16 protein-coding genes are annotated in these 20,464 nt (G+C 69.3%); 8 read left to right on the forward strand and 8 right to left on the reverse strand.

What is annotated here, in order from left to right; genetic code table 11:
• Nucleotides 1–67: 67 nt before the first annotated feature.
• The gene (locus tag AC07PF_RS06530; RefSeq protein ID WP_007859879.1) at nucleotides 68–1,378 is read right to left on the reverse strand and encodes an aminotransferase class I/II-fold pyridoxal phosphate-dependent enzyme; all 1,311 of its coding nucleotides are present in this window, start codon (nucleotides 1,376–1,378) and stop codon (nucleotides 68–70) included.
• Between the two features lie 41 nt (nucleotides 1,379–1,419).
• On the opposite strand from AC07PF_RS06530, the gene AC07PF_RS06535 reads away from it, so the two are divergent.
• The 4 genes from AC07PF_RS06535 (at nucleotide 1,420) to AC07PF_RS06550 (ending at nucleotide 5,414) form a co-directional block, all read left to right on the forward strand.
• Nucleotides 1,420–2,130, forward strand: a complete 711-nt coding sequence (locus tag AC07PF_RS06535; RefSeq protein ID WP_494611248.1) for a glutamine amidotransferase — start codon at nucleotides 1,420–1,422, stop codon at nucleotides 2,128–2,130.
• Entirely contained in the window at nucleotides 2,127–2,825 is a 699-nt protein-coding gene (locus AC07PF_RS06540; protein ID WP_494611249.1) for an MOSC domain-containing protein, read from the forward strand. Before AC07PF_RS06535 ends, AC07PF_RS06540 begins: the two co-directional genes overlap by 4 nt.
• A 294-nt stretch (nucleotides 2,826–3,119) precedes the next feature.
• Entirely contained in the window at nucleotides 3,120–4,802 is a 1,683-nt protein-coding gene (leuA, locus tag AC07PF_RS06545) for a 2-isopropylmalate synthase (protein WP_494611250.1), read from the forward strand.
• 105 nt (nucleotides 4,803–4,907) lie between these two features.
• Complete coding sequence (locus tag AC07PF_RS06550) at nucleotides 4,908–5,414, forward strand: C40 family peptidase (RefSeq protein ID WP_007862273.1); 507 nt, start codon at nucleotides 4,908–4,910, stop codon at nucleotides 5,412–5,414.
• Between the two features lie 157 nt (nucleotides 5,415–5,571).
• Here AC07PF_RS06550 and AC07PF_RS06555 read toward each other — a convergent pair whose 3' ends face one another.
• Nucleotides 5,572–5,931: a VOC family protein gene (locus AC07PF_RS06555; RefSeq protein ID WP_145694137.1), complete on the reverse strand. Its 360-nt coding sequence runs from the start codon at nucleotides 5,929–5,931 to the stop codon at nucleotides 5,572–5,574.
• Nucleotides 5,932–6,307: 376 nt separating this feature from the next.
• Here AC07PF_RS06555 and AC07PF_RS06560 point away from each other — a divergent pair, with 376 nt between their 5' ends.
• The gene (locus AC07PF_RS06560) at nucleotides 6,308–7,429 is read left to right on the forward strand and encodes a 3-deoxy-7-phosphoheptulonate synthase (protein ID WP_494611251.1); all 1,122 of its coding nucleotides are present in this window, start codon (nucleotides 6,308–6,310) and stop codon (nucleotides 7,427–7,429) included.
• Nucleotide 7,430: 1 nt separating this feature from the next.
• Here AC07PF_RS06560 and AC07PF_RS06565 read toward each other — a convergent pair whose 3' ends face one another.
• Both AC07PF_RS06565 and AC07PF_RS06570 read right to left on the reverse strand, forming a co-directional pair.
• Nucleotides 7,431–7,886, reverse strand: a complete 456-nt coding sequence (locus AC07PF_RS06565) for a PaaI family thioesterase (protein WP_494603516.1) — start codon at nucleotides 7,884–7,886, stop codon at nucleotides 7,431–7,433.
• A complete protein-coding gene (locus AC07PF_RS06570) occupies nucleotides 7,883–8,338 on the reverse strand; it encodes a MerR family DNA-binding transcriptional regulator (protein WP_494611252.1) in 456 nt (151 codons plus the stop codon). Before AC07PF_RS06570 ends, AC07PF_RS06565 begins: the two co-directional genes overlap by 4 nt.
• Before the next feature lie 331 nt (nucleotides 8,339–8,669).
• On the opposite strand from AC07PF_RS06570, the gene AC07PF_RS06575 reads away from it, so the two are divergent.
• On the forward strand, nucleotides 8,670–13,544 hold the full coding sequence (locus AC07PF_RS06575) for an EAL domain-containing protein (protein ID WP_494611405.1): 4,875 nt from the start codon (nucleotides 8,670–8,672) through the stop codon (nucleotides 13,542–13,544).
• Between the two features lie 1,060 nt (nucleotides 13,545–14,604).
• Here the strand turns inward: AC07PF_RS06575 and AC07PF_RS06580 are convergent.
• On the reverse strand, nucleotides 14,605–15,180 hold the full coding sequence (locus AC07PF_RS06580; protein ID WP_494611253.1) for an acyloxyacyl hydrolase: 576 nt from the start codon (nucleotides 15,178–15,180) through the stop codon (nucleotides 14,605–14,607).
• A 154-nt stretch (nucleotides 15,181–15,334) separates the two neighbouring features.
• Nucleotides 15,335–15,889 carry a Spy/CpxP family protein refolding chaperone gene (locus AC07PF_RS06585; RefSeq protein ID WP_007861547.1) on the reverse strand — a complete coding sequence of 185 codons (555 nt, stop codon included), beginning with the start codon at nucleotides 15,887–15,889 and terminating at the stop codon, nucleotides 15,335–15,337.
• A gap of 311 nt (nucleotides 15,890–16,200) precedes the next feature.
• Here AC07PF_RS06585 and AC07PF_RS06590 point away from each other — a divergent pair, with 311 nt between their 5' ends.
• Together AC07PF_RS06590 and AC07PF_RS06595 are read left to right on the forward strand one after the other, a co-directional pair.
• On the forward strand, nucleotides 16,201–17,259 hold the full coding sequence (locus AC07PF_RS06590; protein ID WP_145694142.1) for a recombination-associated protein RdgC: 1,059 nt from the start codon (nucleotides 16,201–16,203) through the stop codon (nucleotides 17,257–17,259).
• 46 nt (nucleotides 17,260–17,305) lie between these two features.
• A complete protein-coding gene (locus tag AC07PF_RS06595) occupies nucleotides 17,306–18,205 on the forward strand; it encodes a LysR substrate-binding domain-containing protein (protein WP_494611254.1) in 900 nt (299 codons plus the stop codon).
• Here AC07PF_RS06595 and AC07PF_RS06600 read toward each other — a convergent pair.
• Entirely contained in the window at nucleotides 18,189–19,088 is a 900-nt protein-coding gene (locus AC07PF_RS06600; protein WP_007861544.1) for a DMT family transporter, read from the reverse strand. The two genes, AC07PF_RS06595 and AC07PF_RS06600, sit on opposite strands and share 17 nt — an antisense overlap.
• A 175-nt stretch (nucleotides 19,089–19,263) precedes the next feature.
• Nucleotides 19,264–20,451, reverse strand: coding sequence for an acetyl-CoA C-acyltransferase family protein (locus AC07PF_RS06605; RefSeq protein WP_494611255.1), 1,188 nt, complete (start codon nucleotides 20,449–20,451; stop codon nucleotides 19,264–19,266).
• Between the last annotated feature and the right edge of the window lie 13 nt (nucleotides 20,452–20,464).

Here is a 20,464-nt window from a genome sequence, read left to right on the forward strand (position 1 = left end):
CTCCGGTGTGGGTTGTGAAGATGGGCGCGATTCTAGAAGCGCTGCCGCCGGACCGGATGACAGCGCTTCAGAACACCGCACGCCCCGGCGTGCGCAGCGCCTGCGCCAGGTCGGCCGCCAGCCGGGCCATGTCCGTGGGCTTGCAGCCGCCCAGGCTCACGCGCACGGCTGGCGCGCTGGCCAGGCGCAGCGGGCCGCCGGCTTGCACGGCCCAGCCGCGCGAGGCCATGGACTGCACGACGGCCGCCTCATCGGCCACGGGCAGCCACAGGTGCAGGCCCTCGCCGGGCGCCACGGTGATCTGCTGCGCGGCCAGTGCCTGCACCAGGCCCTGGCGCCGTGCGGCGTACGAGCCGCCGGCCTGCACCAGCGCGCTGCCGTCGCGCATCTGCCGCCACAGGCTGGCCGCCAGGCCCTGCAGGATGCGGCTGACCCAGCGCGGCCCCAGGGCCTGCTGCGCCTGCATGGATTGCAGCAGGGCAGGGCTGCCCGTGGCCAGCGCCACGCGCAGGTCGGGCCCGAGGAACTTGCTGACCGACACCACGTGCAGCCACAGCGGGGGGAGCGATGCGGCCACGGCCAGTGGCGCGGCGGACAGCGGGCCCCAGTGGTCATCGAGCACCACGAGCAGGTGGGGCAGCGCCTGCAGCTGGCCGTGCAGCGCCTTCCATCGCGCGGGGCTGAGCGCCGCGCCCGTGGGGTTGTGCGCGCGCGGCGTGAGCACCAGGGCCGTGCAGCCTGCGAGCACCCCGGCATCGGGAATGCACACGCCTTCGCCATCCACGGGCAGCGGCACGGGCTTCAGGCGCAGGCTGTGCAGCAGCGCCACCATGGGCGGCCAGCAAGGGTCTTCGACCGCGACGCGCTCGCCCGGGCGCGTGTGCGCACGCAGGGCCCGTTCCACCGCATCGAGCGTGCCGGAGAACACGGCGATCTCTTCGCACGGCAGGCCCTGGGCCGACAGCCATTGGCGCGCCTCGGCCTGCAATGCGGGCAGGTCGGCCGGGGCGTCGTAGCCCGCTGAGGAGGTCAGTGCCGCCCAGGTTGCTGCGCCGCCCTGCAACTGGGGCAGCAGGGCCGCATCGACATTGCCGCTGGCCAGGTCGCGCAGGCCGGGGGGCACGGCATAGGCGTGGGGCATGCGCGCGGGCGGCTCGACCACGCGCGTGCCGCGGCGCCCATCGGTCACCACGTGGCCGGCATCGCGCAGGCGCGCGTACGCGGCCGCCACGGTGTTGGGGTTGACGCCCAGTTGCTGCGCCGCCACGCGCACCGCAGGCAGGGGGTTGCCAGGCGGCAGGGTTCCGTCGCGCATCGCAGCCAGCAGGCCCTCGGCAATGTCGGCAGCCGTTTTTCCGGGGACGTACAATGTACTCATACATTCATTTTAATGTATTAGTACAAAAAAGGGAAACCGCCATGAAGACTGCGCTCGTGCTGCGCCATGTGCCCTTCGAGGACCTGGGCCTGCTGGCCCCCCTGCTGCTGCAGCGCGGCTACGCCGTGCACACGCACGACGCGGGCGTGGGCCCGCTGCAGGATGGCCTTCACCCCGCGCCCGACCTGCTGGTGGTGCTGGGCGGGCCCATCGGCGCCTTCGACGACGCGGCCTATCCCTTCCTTGCCGACACGCTGGCGCTGCTGGGCGAGCGGCTGGCGCGGTGCCAGCCGGTGCTGGGCGTCTGCCTGGGGGCACAGCTCATGGCGCGCGCGCTGGGTGCCGGCGTGGCACCCATGGGGCACAAGGAGATCGGCTTTGCGCCGCTGGCGCTCACGGCGGAGGGCGAGCGTTCGGTGCTGGCCCCCCTGGCCGATGGCACACCGGTGCTGCACTGGCATGGCGACCAGTTCGAGATACCGCCGGGTGCCCAGGGCCTGGCCACCACGCCGCTGTGCCCGCACCAGGCCTTTGCCGTGGGCACGCATACGCTGGGCCTGCAGTTCCACCTGGAGGCCGACCTGTCGCGCATCGAGCAGTGGCTGGTGGGCCACGCCTGCGAGCTGGCCGCGGCCGGGGTGGACCTGCACGCCCTGCGCAGCGGGGCCCGGGAGCATGGCGCCGCGCTGGCCCGTGCGGCCGAGGCCGTGTTCGGCACCTGGCTCGACGGCATCGAAACCGAGGCCGCATGACCCCGGTGCTGCTGGGCCAGGTGGCGGCCGTGCTGCGTGGGGCCGCCGTGCCGTTCGGCGACCGGCCGGACACACGCAGCGCCATCGCCAAGCAGGCCGTCGCCGGCCCGGTGCGCGTGGAGGCTACCGGCCTGCTGGGCGACGAGCAAGGCGACACGCGCATCCATGGCGGGCTCGACAAGGCCGTGCACCAGTACCCGCTGGACCACTACGCGCTGTGGCGCAGCGAACTGGGACGCCTGCCCGTGCTGGAGCACCCCGGCGCCTTCGGCGAGAACATCGCCAGCACCGGCATGGTCGAGGCCGACCTGTGCTGGGGCGACCAGGTGCGCATGGGCGGTGTGCTGCTCGAAGTCGCGCAGACGCGCCAGCCGTGCTGGAAGCTCAACACCCGCTTCGGCCAGCGCGACATGGCGCTGCGCCTGCAGCGCACGGGTCGCACCGGCTGGTACTACCGCGTGCTGGAGCCCGGCACGCTGCAGGCGGGCGATGCCATCGCACTGGTGGCGCGCCCGCACCCCACATGGCCCCTGGCCCGTGTGATCGAGGTGCTTTACCACCGCACGCTCGATGCGGACCTGCTGCGCGAACTGGCGGCGCTGCCGCAACTGCCCCCGTCATGGCAGAAGCTGGTGGCACGGCGGCTGGAGCAGGGCGAGGTCGAGGACTGGAGCCGGCGCACGCAAGGGGTGTGAAGGCCGGGGCTTGGCAGCGCGGCAAAGCCCGTGTTAGCATTTGCCTCCTATGCAACGCAGCATGTCCCTACCCACCCTATCGCTAGGCCTAGTGCCTGGCCGGGGTCTGCCTGCGTTCGCCATCGTTGCCATTCCGCGCAACACCTGATTTCCCCCTGACCCCGGCCCGCGAACCAGCCTTTGCACATGTGCAAAGGGCTGCAGGGGACGTCATCCGTATTCATTTCGTTTGACCTGCATGCAGGTGGCGCCCACACCGTGGCGCACCGCACGCACCTGTTCGTGGAGCCTCTCATGATTGCCAAGCCCGCCACCAAGTACCAGCCGATCGCCCCCGTTGCGCTCACCGACCGCACCTGGCCTTCGCGTTCCATCACCCAGGCACCGATCTGGTTGTCCACCGACCTGCGCGACGGCAACCAGGCCCTGTTCGAGCCGATGAACGGCGAGCGCAAGATGCGCCTGTTCCAGGAGCTCGTGCGCATCGGCTTCAAGGAGATCGAGGTCGGCTTTCCGGCCGCCTCGCAAACCGATTTCGACTTCGTGCGCCGCCTGATCGACGAGGACCTGGTGCCCGCGGACGTGACCCTCATGGTCATGACGCAGTCGCGCGCCGACCTGATCGAGCGCACCGTGGAGGCCGTGCGCGGCGCCCCGCGCGCCATCGTGCACCTGTACAACGCCACGGCGCCGGCCTGGCGGCGCATCGTCTTCGGCATGAACGTGACGCAGGTCATGGAGTTCATCGACCAGCATGTGTCGCACTTGAAGCGCCTGACCGATGCCGAGCCCGGGACGCAGTGGACGCTGCAGTACTCGCCCGAGACCTTCAGCGCGACCGAACTCGAAGTCTCGCTGCGCGCCTGCCAGACCGCGATCCAGGCCTGGGGTGTGGGTCCGGACCGGCGCATCATCATCAACCTGCCGACCACGGTGGAGAACGCCACGCCCAACGTGTTCGCCGACCAGATCGAGTGGATGCACCGGCGCCTGGCGCCGCGCGAGCACGTGGTGCTCTCGGTGCACCCGCACAACGACCGCGGCACCGGCGTGGCCGCGGCCGAGCTGGCGATGATGGCCGGTGCCGACCGCGTCGAAGGCTGCCTCTTCGGCAACGGCGAGCGCTGCGGCAACGTGGACATCGTGACCCTGGCGCTCAACATGTACACCCAGGGTGTACACCCGGGGCTGGACTTCTCGGACATCACCGCCGTGGCGCGCGTGGCCGAGGAATGCACGGCCCTGCCCGTGCACCCGCGCCACCCCTATGCGGGCGACCTGGTGTTCACCGCGTTCTCGGGCTCGCACCAGGACGCGATCAAGAAGGGCTTTGCCGCGCAGGACCCGAACAGCCTGTGGGAAGTGCCCTATTTGCCCATCGACCCGGCGGACCTCGGCCGCACCTACGACAGCGTGATCCGCGTGAACAGCCAGTCGGGCAAGGGCGGCATCGCCTTCCTGCTCGAACGCGAGCACGGCGTGGTGATGCCACGGCGCATGCAGGTCGAGTTCAGCGCCGTGGTGCAGCGCCAGACCGATGCCAGCGAGGGCGAGATGACGGGCGATGCACTGTGGAAGCTGTTCCAGTCCACCTACCTGGCTTCAGGCCCCCAGGCGGCCATCGTCTGCCACGGCCACAAGCTGGCCGATGACGGCCAGGGCATCGAGCTCGACGTGAGCATCGATGGCGTGCGCCAGACCCTGCAAGGTGAGGGCAACGGCCCGATTGCCGCCACGGTGGATGCCCTGGGTCTGCCGCTGCGCGTGGACCACTACGAGGAGCGCGCCACGGGCACGGGGGCCAACGCCCAGGCCCTGGCCATCGTGGAAGCCGCGCTCGAAGGCGTGGCCGGCTCCACCTTCGGTGCGGGCACCAGCCACAACATCGTGACCGCCTCGGTGCAGGCCATCGTGAGCGTGGCCAACCGCCTGGCCCAGCGCCGCGAGGCGACGCGCACGGCCGCAGCAACGGCATAGGACAGAAAAGCAGCACACGGGCCAGGGTGGCGCAGCCTCCACAAAAGGCAGGCGCCACGGCGGGGCATTCACCCCCGCCGGCAGGGTACGGTACGCTTGCGATCCATGCGTGTCCTTTCCTGCCTGGCCCTGGTGTCCGCAGCGCTGCTGATTGCAGGCTGCGGCAGCTCCCGGCCCACCCCGTCGTCGTCTTCCTCCTCCTTCCCGTCCGCCCCGGTTCGCACCACCCCGCCGCTGAGCCCGGACCAGGCGCACGGCATCGCCATCCATGCGCTGGGCCTGGTGGGCACGCCCTACCGCTACGGCGGCAACACGCCGGATTCGGGCTTCGACTGCAGCGGGCTGATCGGCTATGTCTACCGCAACCAGGTCGGCACGCCGCCGCCGCGCACCGTGGCCGCGCTCAACAGCTGGGGCTACCCGCTCGAAGGCGGCGAGCTGCGCGCTGGCGACCTGGTGGTGTTCGGCACCGGGCGCCAGCCCAACCATGCGGGCATCTACGTGGGGGAGGGGCGCTTCGTGCATGCGCCGTCGACGGGTGGCACCGTGCGCCTCGATTACCTGAGTGCCAAGCACTGGGCCGGCCAGAAGCCGGCTTTCCGCAGGCCGTAGACAACACCCCCTGAGTCGCTTCGCGCCTTCACCCCTCTCTCGACCCGCTGCGCGAGTCGGGAGGGGGACGCCCCCGGTGCGGCGGGGCGGCCCTTGCACGGGGGCACTGGCCTTGGCCGCGCCAGTGCCACGTGCTACGAATCAAACTGGGCCAGTGTCAATCTGCCAGAGGAAGCCGTGCCATGGCCTGGGCAAAGGCCAGGTGGTTGCCGTCCGGATCCGTCACCAGGATCACGCGCACTTTCTTGCTGTTCGAACGCTGGGCGGTGTCCACACCCATGCGTTCCAGTTGCTCGCCCTGCTCGTCGATGTCGTCCACCGCCAGCGTGACCGAGCACCGACCGGCGCGCCTGGGCAGTTCATAGACCTGCAGCCAGCCGCCCTGCGGCAGGGTCCATTCCGCCAGCTCCGGCATGGGCTGCGAATCGGGTCCCCGTTCGAACAGGGCTCCATACCATTGCACCGCGTCGGGCAGGCTGCTGACAGCGACACTGGCAAGGGCGTTCTGGATGGCCATGGAAACTCCTGGGGACGGGCGGTTGGACTGGCTAGGGCCTGCTAACACTAATTTCTGGGTCGCGAAGGCCCTTGCCGGCGTGCAAATCTAGGCGGGTGACGCCGCGTGTGCATGTGCACATGCAAGGAGCGCAACGACGAGTGGCGCGCTGGCAAGAGCCTTCCCTTCGGGTTGCCCGGCCTGGGGGCCGTCTGCGGCGTTGCCCGCGCTTGCAAGGTGCACACCTTGCTGCGCGCGGGCGTCTTGCACCCAGCCCCCAGGCCGGGCAACGCGATCCCTGAAATTAGTGTTAACAGGCCCTAGGTATATCTGCGGCGTGGGTGAAAGGCTGTAGGACAGCACCCTAGCGCAAAGCCCTCCCGCGACCAAGGCGAAAATGGCGGGCATGACCCTCCACGTACACACCACCCCCACGACCGCCGCGCTGTCCACCCACGACACGACCCGCATCGACGACACCCGCATCAAGGCCGTGCGCCCGCTGATCACCCCGGCCCTGCTGCAGGAATGGCAGCCAGCGCCCGAGGCCGCGCAGACGCTGGTGGAAAGCAGCCGTGCCGCGATCTCGCGCGTGCTGCACGGGCAGGACGACCGCCTCATCGTGGTGGTGGGGCCCTGCTCCATCCACGACCACGGCCAGGCCATGGAGTACGCACGCGCGCTCAAGGCACAGGCCGATGCGCTGGCGGGCGACCTGCTGGTGGTGATGCGCGTGTACTTCGAGAAGCCGCGCACCACCGTGGGCTGGAAGGGCTACATCAACGACCCGCACCTCGACGGCAGCTTCGCCATCAACGAGGGGCTGGAGATGGCGCGTGCGCTGCTGCTCGACGTGCTGGCGCTGGGCCTGCCCGTGGGCACGGAGTTCCTGGACCTCCTGAGCCCGCAGTTCATCAGCGACCTGGTGAGCTGGGGTGCGATCGGCGCACGCACGACCGAAAGCCAGAGCCACCGCCAGCTGGCCAGCGGCCTGTCGTGCCCGGTGGGCTTCAAGAACGGCACCGACGGCGGCGTGAAGGTGGCCAGCGACGCCATCCAGGCCGCCCAGGCGGCGCACGCCTTCATGGGCATGACCAAGATGGGCCAGGCCGCGATCTTCGAGACGCGCGGCAACAACGACTGCCACGTGATCCTGCGCGGCGGCAAACAGCCCAACTACAGTGCGGCCGACGTGGACGCCGCCTGCGCCATGCTGCAGTCGGCCGGCCTGCGCCCGCAGGTGATGATCGACGTCTCGCACGCCAACAGCAGCAAGCAGCACCAGCGCCAGATCACCGTGGCCGAGGACGTGGCGCGGCAGATCGCCGCGGGCGACGCGCGCATTACCGGCCTGATGGTCGAGAGCCACCTGCAGGAAGGCCGCCAGGACATCGTGCCCGGCCAGGCGCTGGCGCACGGCGTGTCGGTCACGGACGCCTGCATCAGCCTGGCACAGACGGTGCCCGTGCTGCAGGGCCTGGCCGATGCCGTGCGCGCACGGCGCGCGTTGAAGGGCTGATTCAGGACCGGGACGGCCGGGCCGCGCTGCCGTCCACATTGTGGGCGGTGGCCAGCAGCGTGGCGCACAGGGTTTCGTCGCCCGACTCCGCCACCGCATAGACGTCCGCCGCGCAGACCGTCAGCGTGCGCCCGGCATTGACCACGCGGCCCCGGGCGCGCAGGCAGCTGCCCCGCGCGGGGGCCAGCAGTTTCACATGGGCATCGACGGTGGAATTGACCCAGCCGGCCGGCAACGTGCTGCCGGCCGCCGCCACGGCCGCGAAGTCGGCCAGCGCGAAGACCGCCGTGGCCTGCATCTGGCCTGTGCGAAAACACAGGGACTCCTGCATGGGCATCTCCAGGTCCACCCGTCCGGGGGCCACCCGGGTGAAGCGCAGGCCCAGGGTCTGCGCAATGGGCATGGCCAGCACGTGGGCTTGCAACAGATCGGCGGGGGCGGTGGGACTGGGGGTCATGGTGAACTCCGGTGGGATGAAGAGGGGAGGCCGGCGGCACGCCTGCGCACGCGTGGCCAGGGCGCCACAGGGGAGGAAGCGGAAGGCGGAGAAGAAGGGGAAGACGGCGCCCTGGCCTGAAGCCAGGCCATGTGCTCCAGCACCTTCTGGCGCTGTGCCTGCAGCACGGCCGCCTGGTCGGCCAGTTCCTGTGCGCGCTGCTGCAGGGCCTGCACCATGGCGGCGATGGTGAGCCGGCCGCTGCGAAAGTCCGCCAGATGTTCGGCGATGCGCGGCAGCGCAAAGCCGAGCTGGCGCGACATGGCGATGAAGACCACCTCACGCTCGGAGCCTTCGGCGTAGTCGCGGTAGCCGTTGGGCCGGCGCTCGGGCTGCAGCAGCCCCTGGCTTTCGTAGTGCCGCAGGGCATGCACCGAGACCGAGGTGCGGCGGGCGAGTTCGGAAATCTGCATGCGACGAAGGCTAGCAAGCCTCGTGCTGCACGAAGGTTGCCTGCGCGACTGCCCGGGAGGGCTTCCATGCGGGTTTTGCGGGACCTGTGCGCCCGGCATCCCGGTGTAGGATGGCCCTATTAAGGTTGCAGGGAACCCTTTTTGCGCCTAGAAACGGTGGTTGGGTGCGCCAACAGGCTTGGGCGCCCGGCCCCAGTCCCTTTCCATTTTTCTCTCCACCACCGACTCCGGTCCGGGTTCTTCCCTCCATGCTGGCTACACCGCTCCCTGCAAGAACCTGTCTTCGACAGGTGGATACGCGCGGCCCGGGCAGCACCCGGAGCGCATGACCATGCAGCACCCAGAGCACGCCACCGCTGAGGCTGCGCGGCTCCATGCACTGCAGTCCTACGCCATCCTGGACACCCCGTCCGAGGATGCCTTCGACAAGCTGGCCGTGCTGGCCGCACGCATCTGCCAGACACCCATGGCGGTGGTCAATTTCGTGGACAGCGAGCGCCAGTGGTTCAAGGCGGCTGTGGGCATCCCGTTCCAGGAGACCGACCGCGCCGTCGCGTTCTGCTCCCACGCGCTGCACGGCAGCAAGGAGCCGGTGGTGGTGGACGATGCCAGCGCGCACCCGGTGTTCGCGCACAACCCGCTGGTGACCGGCAGCCCGCACATCCGCTTTTACGCCTGTGTTCCGCTGGTCAATGGCGAAGGTTTTGCCCTGGGCACGCTGGCCGTGCTGGACACCCGCGTGCGCGGCCTGGAGGCCGAGCAGCTCGAAGGCCTCACGGTGCTGGCCGAGCAGGCCATGGTGCAGCTGGAGCTGCGGCGCCAGCAGCGCCTGCTGGCCCAATTGGTGGAGCAGCGCGACCGCATGCACGACGAGCTCGTGGAGCAGGGCGAGACGCTGCGCGTGGCCGGCCGCATCGCCCAGGTGGGCGGCTGGATCGTGGAGCTGCCCAGCATGCGCCTGAGCTGGTCGCAGGAGATTGCCGCCGCCTATGGGCTCACCCGGCGGGTGAGTGCCGTGGGCCAGGTCCAGGGCCTGTACGCACCACCGTACCGCGCCGCCTTGCGCGCCGCCTTCAGGGCCTGCATGCGGCAAGGCACCCCCTTCGACCTGGAGGCCGAGGTCGTCATGCCGGGCGGCCGGCATTTCTGGGTGCGCACTGCCGGCCAGGCGGTGCGGGACGCGCAGGGCCGCATCGTCCGCATCCAGGGGGCCTTCCAGGACATCTCGGCACGCCACGAGGCCGATCTGGCACTGCAGCGCAGCGAAGAGCGCTTCCAGCTCGTCTCTCGCGCCACGGCCGATGCGATCTGGGACTGGAACCTGACCACCGACGCCATGTGGTGGAACGAGGGCATGCAAAGCCTGTTCGGGGTGCCGCTCGGCGAACTGCCGCCGGACAGCACCTCCTGGACGCTGCGCCTGCACCCCGAGGACAGCGAAGCCGTGCTGCGCGGCATCCACGCGGCCATCGACGGAACCGACAGCCACTGGTCGGCCGAGTACCGCTTTCGCCGCCAGGACGGCAGCTATGCCTGGGTGCTGGACCGTGGCTTCCTGATCCGCGACGGCAGCGGGCGGGCCGTGCGCATGGTGGGCGGCATGGCCGACCACAGCACGCAGAAGGCCATCGAGCTGGAGGCACAGCGCGACACGCGCAACCATGCCGAGCTGCTGCACCTGCAGCAGCGCATCTCCTCGCTGGACATGCCGCTGGCCGACGTGCTGCACATGGTGGCCGAGGCGGTGAAGCGCCAGACCGGCGCCCGTGGCGCCATGGTCGAATTGCTCGAGAGCCGGTACCTGGCGGCCAAGGCCTCGGCCGGCGACATGGTGCGACCCGAGGGCGATCTGCTGGCGGTGGATGAATGCGTTCTCTGGCCCTCGCTCCAGCAGGGCCGCACGGTGCTTTGCAACGACACCGAGGGCAAAGGCTGGGACATGCAGTCCATGGTCCACCGCCGTGGCGTGCGCTCGGTGATGGCTGCGCCGCTGCGCGCAGGGGACGCGGTGGTGGGCTCGCTCACGGTCACGTCGGACCGGGGCAATGCCTTTTCGCGGCGCGACGTGGCGCACCTCGAGATCCTGGCCGAATCGCTCGGGGCCATGGTGCAGCTGCGCCACGTGGCCGGGCAGCTGCATGCCTCGGAGCTGCAGTACCGCATGCTGTTCGACGAGCATCCGCAGCCGATGTGGGTGTACGACCGCGCAAGCCTGCGCATGCTGGCCGTGAACCATGCCATGGTGCACCACTACGGCTACAGCGAAAAGGAGCTGCTGCGCATGCGCATGCAGGACCTGTGGCCGGCGCAGTTCCGCGAGGTCGCCGAACGCAAGCTGCGCGCCATCGACCCGCAGCAGCGCAGCCTCCCCAAGGTGCGCCGGCACGTGCGCAAGGACGGCAGCCTGATCGACATGGAACTCACGGCGGGCAACATCGATTTCAACGGCGTGGCAGCGCGCCAGGTGCTGGCCTCCGACGTGACCGAGCGCGTGCGCAACGAGGCCGAACTGGCGCGCATGGGCCGCGCCCAGCGCCTGCTGAGCGCCTGCAACGAAACCCTGGTGCGCGCCACCTCCGAGGCCACGCTGCTGCAGGCCATCTGCAAGATCGCGGTGGACATCGGCGGCTACCGCATGGGCTGGGTGGGCTTTGCGCGCGACGACGAGCGCAAGTCCATCGAACCGGTGGCCCATGCGGGCCACAACGACAACTACCTCGAGACCCTGAAGCTCAGCTGGTCGGAGGACGAGCCCTTTGGGCGCGGGCCCGCCGGCCGCGCCGTGCGCTCGGGCCGGGCCGAGATCGTGCGCGACATCCGCACGGAGCGCTACTTCATGGACTGGACCGCGCGCATGCTGGAGCACGGCTTCCATGCCGTGGTCTGCCTGCCGCTGCGCGACCGCGACAGCACCTTCGGCCTGCTCTACCTGTATGCGCCAGAGGTGCTGCAGATCAGCGCCGAGGAAACCGCGCTGCTGCAGGAGCTGGCCAACGACCTGGCCTTCGGCATCACCAGCCTGCGCACCCAGAAGGCGCAGCAGCGGCTGCAGGCCTCGGTGCTCAAGGTGGCGGCGGCCGTGTCGGCCAGCACCGGCACGGAGTTCTTCGAGCAGCTGGTGCGCAACATGGCCGATGCCCTCGACGCCCAGGGCGGCTGCGTGGTGCGCCTGCTGCCGCACTACCATGACCAGCCACCGCGGGTGAGCACGCTGGCGGCCGTGCTCGATGGCCAGCTGCTGGCCCCCACCGACTACACCCTGGAAGGCACGCCCAGCCTGCAGCTGCTGAACCAGCGCCAGTTCGTGGTGACCGACGGGGTGCAGCAGCTCTACCCCGAGGCGCCCGTGCTGCGCATGGTGCAGGCGCGCGGCTACGCCGGGCAGCAGCTGTGCAACGCCGATGGCGAGGTGGTGGGCCTGGTGTTCGTGCTGTTCCGCCAGGCCATCGCCGACCCGAACTTCATCATCTCCACCCTGCAGATCTTCGCGGCCCGCGCCTCGGCCGAGATCGAGCGCCAGGTGGCCGATGCGCGCATACGCCACCAGGCCTCGCTGCTGGACAAGGCGCAGGACGCGATCATCGTGCGCGACCTGGAGCACCGCATCATCTTCTGGAACCAGAGCGCCGAGCGCCTGTACGGCTGGTCGAAGCTGCAGGTGCTGGGACAGTCGATCGAGACCCTGCTCTACGAGGACCCCACACAGTTCCGCCGCGCCACCGAGGCCACGCTGGAGCATGGGGAGTGGACCGGCGAGATCGTGCAGCAGCACCGCGATGGCAGTGCCATCGACGTGGAAGGCCGCTGGACCCTGGTGCGCGGCGACAACGGCCAGCCCCATTCCATCCTGGCCATCAACACCGACATCCGCCAGCGCAAGGCCACCGAGCGCGAGATCCAGCGCCTGGCGTTCTACGATCCGCTCACCGGGCTGCCCAACCGCATGCTGCTGATGGACCGCATGCACCAGGCGCTGGCCAGCGCCCGGCGCCACCAGCGCGGCGGGGCACTGCTGTTCATCGACCTGGACAACTTCAAGACCCTGAACGACACCCTGGGCCATGACCAGGGCGACATGCTGCTGCAGCAGGTAGCCCAGCGCCTGAACACCTGCGTGCGCGCCGTGGACACGGTGGCGCGCCTGGGCGGCGACGAGTTCGTGGTGATGCTCGAGGAGCTGAGCTCCCTGCCCGATGAACTGGTGCTGCATGCGCGTTCGGTGGGCGAGAAGATCCTGGCCACGCTGGCGCTGCCCTATGCGCTGGCGGGCTACCAGTACCGCAGCACGCCGAGCATCGGCGTGGCCCCCTTCACGGGTGGGCAGGCCAGCGTGGGCGAGCTGCTCAAGCAGGCCGATCTGGCCATGTACCAGGCCAAGACGGCGGGCCGCAACACCCTGCGCTTCTTCAACCCGCAGATGCAGGCGGTGGTGACCGAACGCGCCTCGCTGGAGACCGACCTGCGCTCGGCCCTGGCGCAGGAAGAGTTCCTGCTGCACTTCCAGCCCCAGGTGCGCCAGTCGGGCCTGGTGGTGGGGGTCGAGGCGCTGCTGCGCTGGGCCCACCCGCAGCGCGGCATGGTCTCGCCGGCGCAGTTCATCCCGCTGGCCGAGGAAACCGGCTTGATCCTGCCGCTGGGCCGCTGGGTGCTGCACACCGCCTGCAAGCTCCTGGCCAGCTGGCAGGACGACCCGGCCCTGAGCCACCTGACCGTGGCCGTCAACGTGAGCTCGCGCCAGTTCCGCCATGCGAGCTTCGTCGACGACGTGGCCCGGGTGCTGGCCATCACCGGAGCGCCCTCGGGCCTGCTCAAGCTGGAACTGACCGAGAGCCTGCTGGTGGAGGACATGGAAACCACCATCGCCACCATGACCGCCCTGCGCTCCTACGGGGTGGGCTTTTCGCTGGACGACTTCGGCACCGGCTACTCGAGCCTGAGCTACCTGAAGCGCATGCCGCTGGACCAGCTCAAGATCGACCAGAGCTTCGTGCGCGACCTGCTGACCGACCCCAACGATGCCGCCATCGTGGACACCATCATCGGGCTGTCGCGCAGCCTGGGCCTGGAAGTCATCGCCGAGGGCGTGGAAACCGCCGAGCAGCGCGAGCTGCTGGCCCGCGCAGGCTGCCAGCTCTACCAGGGCTACCTTTTCAGCCGACCCCTCTCCGTGGACGTCCTGGAGGCCTTCCTGCGCAGTCCTGGGTAGGAAGCCCCCCTGAGTCGCTTCGCGCCTTCCCCCGGAGGGGGACGCCCCCAGCGCGGGGGCACCGGCTTCGGTAGCGCCGGTTTTTAGGGGCATGTCCCGAGTGGAGTGCAGAGAGTGCTGCCGCTTTTGCTTCTGAACCCCGTTTGGCTCACGACAAAGGACCGTGGAGGGACGACCGGATGTTGTTCTCTGTCTTCTTCTTAAAGTCTTTATAAATACATAGTCGTAGTAGTAGAGCCGGGGCACTTGTGTGGACAAGTGCCAATTTCCCAGTCCTGGCAAGCACTTGCGTCGCGCCAAACCCTGTGCGCGGCACGCGGTTCCCGCTGTAGCGCCAACGGGGACAACCCTCGGAAACGGCACTTCGCTGTGGACAACCGGGTGGTTGTGCCAGCAATTCCCCCAAAGTTATGCACAAGGACCTGCCCGTGCCGGGAGAAGTTGCCGCACCGAGGGACTTTTCCCCCCAGGGTTCGGCCTTGTGCAGTCCATCCCCTCCCTTTTCGGCCATCTGCGGACCTGGACGTGGCTGCCGGGCCACCGGATCCACCGGCAAGGCCCCTGGAAGCCCTCCAGGCCCCTGCGGTGCCCCCGACCTGCCACACGGGCTTGCCAGGTGCAAGCAAGGCTCCTCAGCGGGCTGCAAAGGGCACGGCAGCCGCTCCCTGCCTGCAGGCAGGCACCAGGCGGCCGCAGCTGCCCTGGCATCAGCCGCCTGCGAGAGGTGCCAGGACGGTCGAACGGCCCTGCCTTGGGTTTTGCTTGTTATTCTTTGATAGCTCTATAAATCAATAGCAGTAGTAGTAGAGCATGGGCTGTTGTGTGGACAAGACCGTTTTTCCCAATGCTGGCGCGCACTTGCGTGGCTTCAAACCCTGTGGCGCGAAGGGGGTGAACTTTGCGCGTGGATGACAACAACTTTCGGCCACGGCAAGGTTCTGTGGATAACCAATGGGTTGTTCGGGAATAGTACCCATGGTTATCCACAGACGGGACCGGGAACCCGGCCACAAAAAACCCGCCGAGGTGGCGGGTGCGTTGGGCGCAGCGCCGGGCCGGCTCAGAAGTGGTAGCCGTAGCGCAGCTGTGCGAAGTTCTCGCCCGGGTTGGGTTTCTTCAAGCCGGCGTTGGAGACATGCTGCACGCGCAGCACGATGTCGTGCTGGCGCTGCTCGCCCAGGCTCACGCCCAGGCCCAGGTGGGAGGCGAAGTTGGCACGGGTGCTGAAGGTGCGTTCGGGCGTGACATAGCGCTTGTCGGCCACCGTGAGGCCGATGCCGCCTTCCCAGAACCAGGCCGAGCGGCCCTCGTCCATGCGCAGGCGCAGGGTGGGGGTGACGCCGATCAGCGTGGTGCGCGCGCGCCCGCCCGCCACACCATCGAAGGTCCAGCGGCTGGCATAGACATCCCAGTAGCCCGTGAGCTGACCGCCCCACACCGGGCGTTGCCAGTCCTTCCAGGGCAGGGTGCCGCCGAGGGTGATGGCGTCCGTGCCGCGCCGGGCCTCGGAGCCCTGCAGGTAGAGGGAAGGGGACGCCTGCGCGCCCTGTGCCAGGGCTGCCCGGGGCAGGGCCGCCAGGGTGCCCAGGGCCAGGAGCACAGAGAGTGAAGCCGCGTGGAAGAGTTTGTTGTTCATGGTTTTTGTTCCGTGGGAATGAACCCCATATCGGTATGTAAGTGAGTGTAGAAATGCCTCCTGTCGCACCTTTGTAGGCCGCCATCCCGCCTTGTTGGCAGAAAAAAAGAAAGGGGCCCGTTCGGGCCCCTTTAGGTGTGCGCCTGGCGCCTGCTTACTTCTGCGGTGCTGGCGCTGCTGTGGCACCGGCGGGCTTGTCGCCGTGACCGCGGTGGCCATGGGGGCCATGCTTGCCATGGCCAGGGCCGCCGTGCGGGCCCATGCGGTGGGCGCGGGCATCGAAGGTCTTTTGCTGCTCGGGCGTCAGCACGGCATAGAAGGCCTTGGTGGCTTCGCCGCGGCGGTCGGCCTCGGCGGCGTGCTGGGCGCGCAGGGCCCGCATGCGGTCGATGCGTTCGGGGGTGGTGAGCTTGTCCAGCTCCTTGCGGTCCAGGCGGGCATGGCCTTCGCCCTGTTGCAGGGAGGCGGTGAAGCTGTTCCAGGCCGGCTCCTGGTTGGGGGTCAGCTTGAGCTGCTCCTTGAGTGCGGCGGCGCGCTGGGCCTTGTGGGCCTGGTGGCGCTCGCGGTGTTCGCCCGGGCCCTTGCGGGCATCGGGGGCGGCAGCCGCACCCACGGCGGGCGGGTTGGTGGGGGTGGGCTGGGCCAGCACCGGCAGGGCCAGGGCGGCGAGGACGGCGGCGGCGAGGGTGTGGCGGGACAGGAAGGCCATGGCGAGAATCCTTTCAGAGGGAGGAAGGGCCCCGGAACGGTGGTTCCAGCGGTTGACTGCAGTGTCTGCCCGCCATGTATCGCCCGCATGCACGTTGTTTGTCCCAGTGTAAAGTTGTGACAAGAAGATCGTCTTTGCCCGTGGGGCGCTGCAGCTATCAAAAGCGGAGCAGAGGCCGGAATTTTCCCTGTCTTGCACCCCGGCCCGGTACGCAAGGGGCGCCGACCACCGACAATGGAGGGTTGCGTGCCAGCGCCGCAGGCGTGCATGGCACCGGTGGACAGCTTCGTCCGGTAACCAGAGGGTTTTTCGTGTTCAAGAACATGATCGTGTACCGCATTGCTCCGCAATGGCAGGTGGAATTGACGCAGGTGGAAGAGGCGCTGGCCAAGGCCCCCTTCATGGAGTGCGGCGCGACGCAGGAAAAGTCGCTGGGCTGGGTGCCACCGCGCGGTGATGAGCATGGCGCCATGGTCGAATCGGTGGGGGGGCAGTGGATCCTGCGCTTCATGGTCGAGTCCAAGGTGCTGCCCGGCTCGGTGCTCAACCGCCGCGTGAAGGAAAAGGCCGAGCGCATCGAGAAGGAAACCGGGCGCAAGCCGGGCAAGAAGGAAAGCAAGGAGCTCAAGGAAGAGGCCAAGCTCGACCTGCTGCCCATGGCCTTCACCAAGCAGGGTTCGATGTGGGTGTGGATCGACAGGGAAGCACGCACCATCGTGTTCGACACCTCCAGCCAGGGCCGGGCCGACGAAGTGGTGTCGCTGCTGGTCGAATACCTGCCGGGCCTGTCGGTCTCGCTGCTGTACACCGAGACCAGCCCGCAGGCGGCCATGTCGCACTGGCTGAGCACGCAGGAGCCGCCCGTGGGCTTCACCGTGGACCGCGAATGCGAGCTCAAGAGCGCCGACGAGGCCAAGGCCGTGGTGCGCTATTCGCGCCACCCCCTGGACATCGAGGAGGTGCAGGCCCACATCGCCGCCGGCAAGCTGCCGACCAAGCTGGCGCTGACCTGGGACGACCGCGTCTCGCTGATGCTGACCGAGGGCCTGCAGATCAAGAAGGTGTCCTTCCTGGACACCGTGTTCGAAGGCACCAAGGCCGATGACGGCGGCTTCGACACCGACGTGGCGATCGCCACGGGCGAGCTGTCCAAGCTGATCCCCGACCTCATCGAGGCGCTGGGCGGCGAGTCCGACGGCATCGGGGCCAGCGCTGTTGCGCAGGCCATTCCTGCCAGCAGCGGCCCCTCGGGCCCGGGCCTGGCCGCCGCTGCGCCCGTGGCGCCGCGCGGCAAGGACGTGGCCGGGCGGGCCATAACCGGGCCGGCGACAGCACCGGCGGACACCGACCCGGATTCGGCGCCGTTCTGAGCGGGACGGGCGCGGCGCTGACGGGCATGGACATTCCCTGCGGTCGATGAAAGCCATTCCGCCCATCCACCTGGTGCTGGCCTTCGATGCGGTGGCGCGGCTGTGCAGCTTCAGCAAGGCGGCCGAGGAGCTGCACCTGTCGCACAGCACGGTGAGCCACCGCATCCGCGAGCTCGAGCGGCTGCTCTCGCGGCCGCTGTTCGTGCGCAGCACGCGCGCCGTGGCGCTCACGGCCGAGGGCGCGCACCTGCACCAGCAACTCAAGGAGCCGCTGCTGCGCTTGCAGCAGATCTTCGGCGCGGGCGATGCGGGCCAGTTGCCCGTGGTGCGCATCAGCGCCTTGCCCTCGTTCGCCCGCTGGCGCCTGGTGCCGGCCCTGTCACGCCTGGGCGCGCAGCCGCCGGCGTGGGGCGTGGAGATCCACCCCTCCATCGACACGGTGGACCTGGAGCGGGGCGATGCCGACATTGCCGTGCGCTTTGCGCGCACCCGCCCGGTGGCCCACCACTGCGAAAAGCTCATGGACGATGAGTGGTTCCCGGTAGCGGCGCCGGCCTACCTGGAGCGCCTGGGCGTGCCGGCTGGCACGGCCGCGTTCCGCAAGGCGGTGCTGCTCTCGCACACGCGCCAACCCTGGCAGCCCTGGCTGGACAAGGCCGGCATCCGGGTGGCCGCAGCGCGCCAGCAGGGAATGGCGTTCACGGACACGGGCTTCGTGCTCGATGCGGCGCTGGGCCTGCAGGGCATTGCGCTGGGCCGGCGCTCGCTGGTGCTGGATCTGCTGGCCAGCGGCGCGCTGGTGCGCCTGGGCGATGTGGCCCTGCCCGCGGAGCAGTCGTACTACCTGCTGGCGTCGGAGCGCATGGCCATCACGCCGCAGGGGCAGCAGGTGATGGCGTGGATCCGAAGCCTGGCGCCCCCGGAGCGCATCAGTTCCAGAGCGTGAGCACGATGCCGGCCAGCACGCCGGCGATGGCCAGCGACTTCTGGGCGATGAAGCGCTCGCGCAGGAACAGGGCCCCGAGCCCGAAGACCATGACCAGGTTGGTGCGGCGCAGCACGGAGATCACCGAAATCATCGCCCCCTCGGTCTGCACGGCTGCGAGGTAGAGGTACTCTGCCGCCACATAGGCCAGTGCGATCGCAGGCACGGCCCAATGCCGTGTGAACAGGCCGCGCAGCGAGAGGCGCGGCCACACCCAGGGCAGCAGGGCCAGCGCGATCAGGCTGCGCTGCAGCGCCGACCAGGCCTGGACGGCCGCCAGGTCCAGCCGCAGCCCGGCGAGGATGTGCTTGTCGTACAGCGCGTTGGCCGAGGACAGCAGCGTGGCGGCCAGCATGCACAGCACCCAGCCGTCGCGGTGGAAGCGGATCCCTTCCTTGCCGCCGATGCGCGAGAACAGGGCGTAGGACAGCATGGACACCGCCAGGCCCAGCCACTGCCACCAGGTGAGTTGCTCGCCCAGCAGCACGATGGCACCGGCCGCCGTCCACAGCGGGCCCGACGCGCGCACGCCGGCCGAGATCGACAGCGGCAGTGCCTTGACCGCGTAGTACGACAGCACCCAGGTGGCCACCATCATCAGCGACTTGGGCAGCACCAGCGCCTGTTCGCGCCAGCCCAGGGGAGCGGGGTACAGGCCCCAGGGCTGCAGCGCGGGCGACGCCGCAGGCGGCACCAGCAGCAATGGCAGCCACAGCAGCGCACCCAGCACCGAGGTCAGCAGCACCACCTCGAGCACACCCCTGTCGCGCAGCGCGAGCTTGGTGAGAAAGTCGTAGGTGCCCAGTACCAGGCCGGCGAAGAGACCCAGGGCGACCCAGGTCATGGAGCACCCCACGGGGCGGGAGAAGACAAGGCGGAGAAACGCAGCACGGGATGTTGTCCAGCAAGGAGGAAGAAGTCCTCCAGCGTAGAAACATGGCGGCGCCGATTGATGACCAATGGCCATGCATTGCTGCGCTGTGTTCAGCAATGCGCCCGGCAGCAGGCGCTTGCGCGGATCACACCCGTTCGAAGATCGCCGCAATCCCCTGGCCGCCGCCGATGCACATGGTCACCAGCGCATAGCGCCCGCCCGTGCGGTGCAGCTCGGCGATGGCCTTGGTGGTGATGATGGCGCCGGTGGCACCCACGGGGTGGCCAAGCGAGATGCCCGAGCCGTTGTGGTTGACCCGGGCGGGGTCCAGGCCCAGCTCCTGGATCACCGCGCAGGCCTGGGCGGCGAAGGCCTCGTTGGCCTCGATCACGTCCATGTCCTGCACGCTGAGGCCGGTGCGCTGCATGACCTTGCGCGTCGCCGGTACGGGGCCGATGCCCATGTAGGCCGGCTCCACGCCTGCATGGGCGTAGCCAACCAGGCGGGCCAGGGGTGTGAGGCCCAGGGCCGAGGCGCGTGCACCCGAGGCCAGCACTACGGCGGCGGCGCCGTCGTTGATGCCCGAGGCATTGCCGGCGGTGACCAGGCCGTCCTTCTTGAACGCGGGCTTCATGCCGGCCAGCACCGCGAGCGTGGTGCTGCCGCGCACATGCTCGTCGGTGTCGAAGACCACCGTGCCCTTGCGCGTGGTGATCTCCACCGGCACGATCTGCTCGCGGAAGTAGCCCGCCGCGATGGCGTGGGCCGCGCGCTGCTGGCTCTGCACGGCGAGCTGGTCCTGCGCTTCCCGGCCGATGCGGTAGCGCTCGGCCACGTTCTCGGCGGTGATGCCCATGTGCATCTTCTGCCACGGGTCGTGCAGGATGCCCAGCATGTAGTCGATGCTCTTGGCGTCGCCCATGCGCGCACCGTAGCGCGCGGCGGTGTCGAAGTAGGGGCCGCGGCTCATGGATTCGCTGCCGCCGCCGATGGCGATGTCGCAATCCCCGTAGCCGATGGCCTGGGCCGCCGAGATGATGGCCTGCAGCCCCGAGCCGCACAGGCGGTTGACGTTGAAGGCCGGTGTCTCGATGGGGCAGCCGGCGTCGATGGCGGCCACGCGCGCGAGGTAGGCGTCCTTGGTGTCGGTGGGAATCACGTTGCCCATCACCACATGGCCGATGGCATCGGCCGGCAGGCCGCTGCGCGCGATGGCGGCCTTCACGGCGGTGGTGGCCAGCTCGGTGTTGGGCACGTCCTTGAGGCTGCCGCCGAAGGTGCCGATGGCGGTGCGGGCGGTGGAGATCACATAGACGTCTTGCAGGCTGCTCATGGGGAATTTTCTG

The organism is Acidovorax sp. GW821-FHT10A04, from assembly GCF_059415825.1.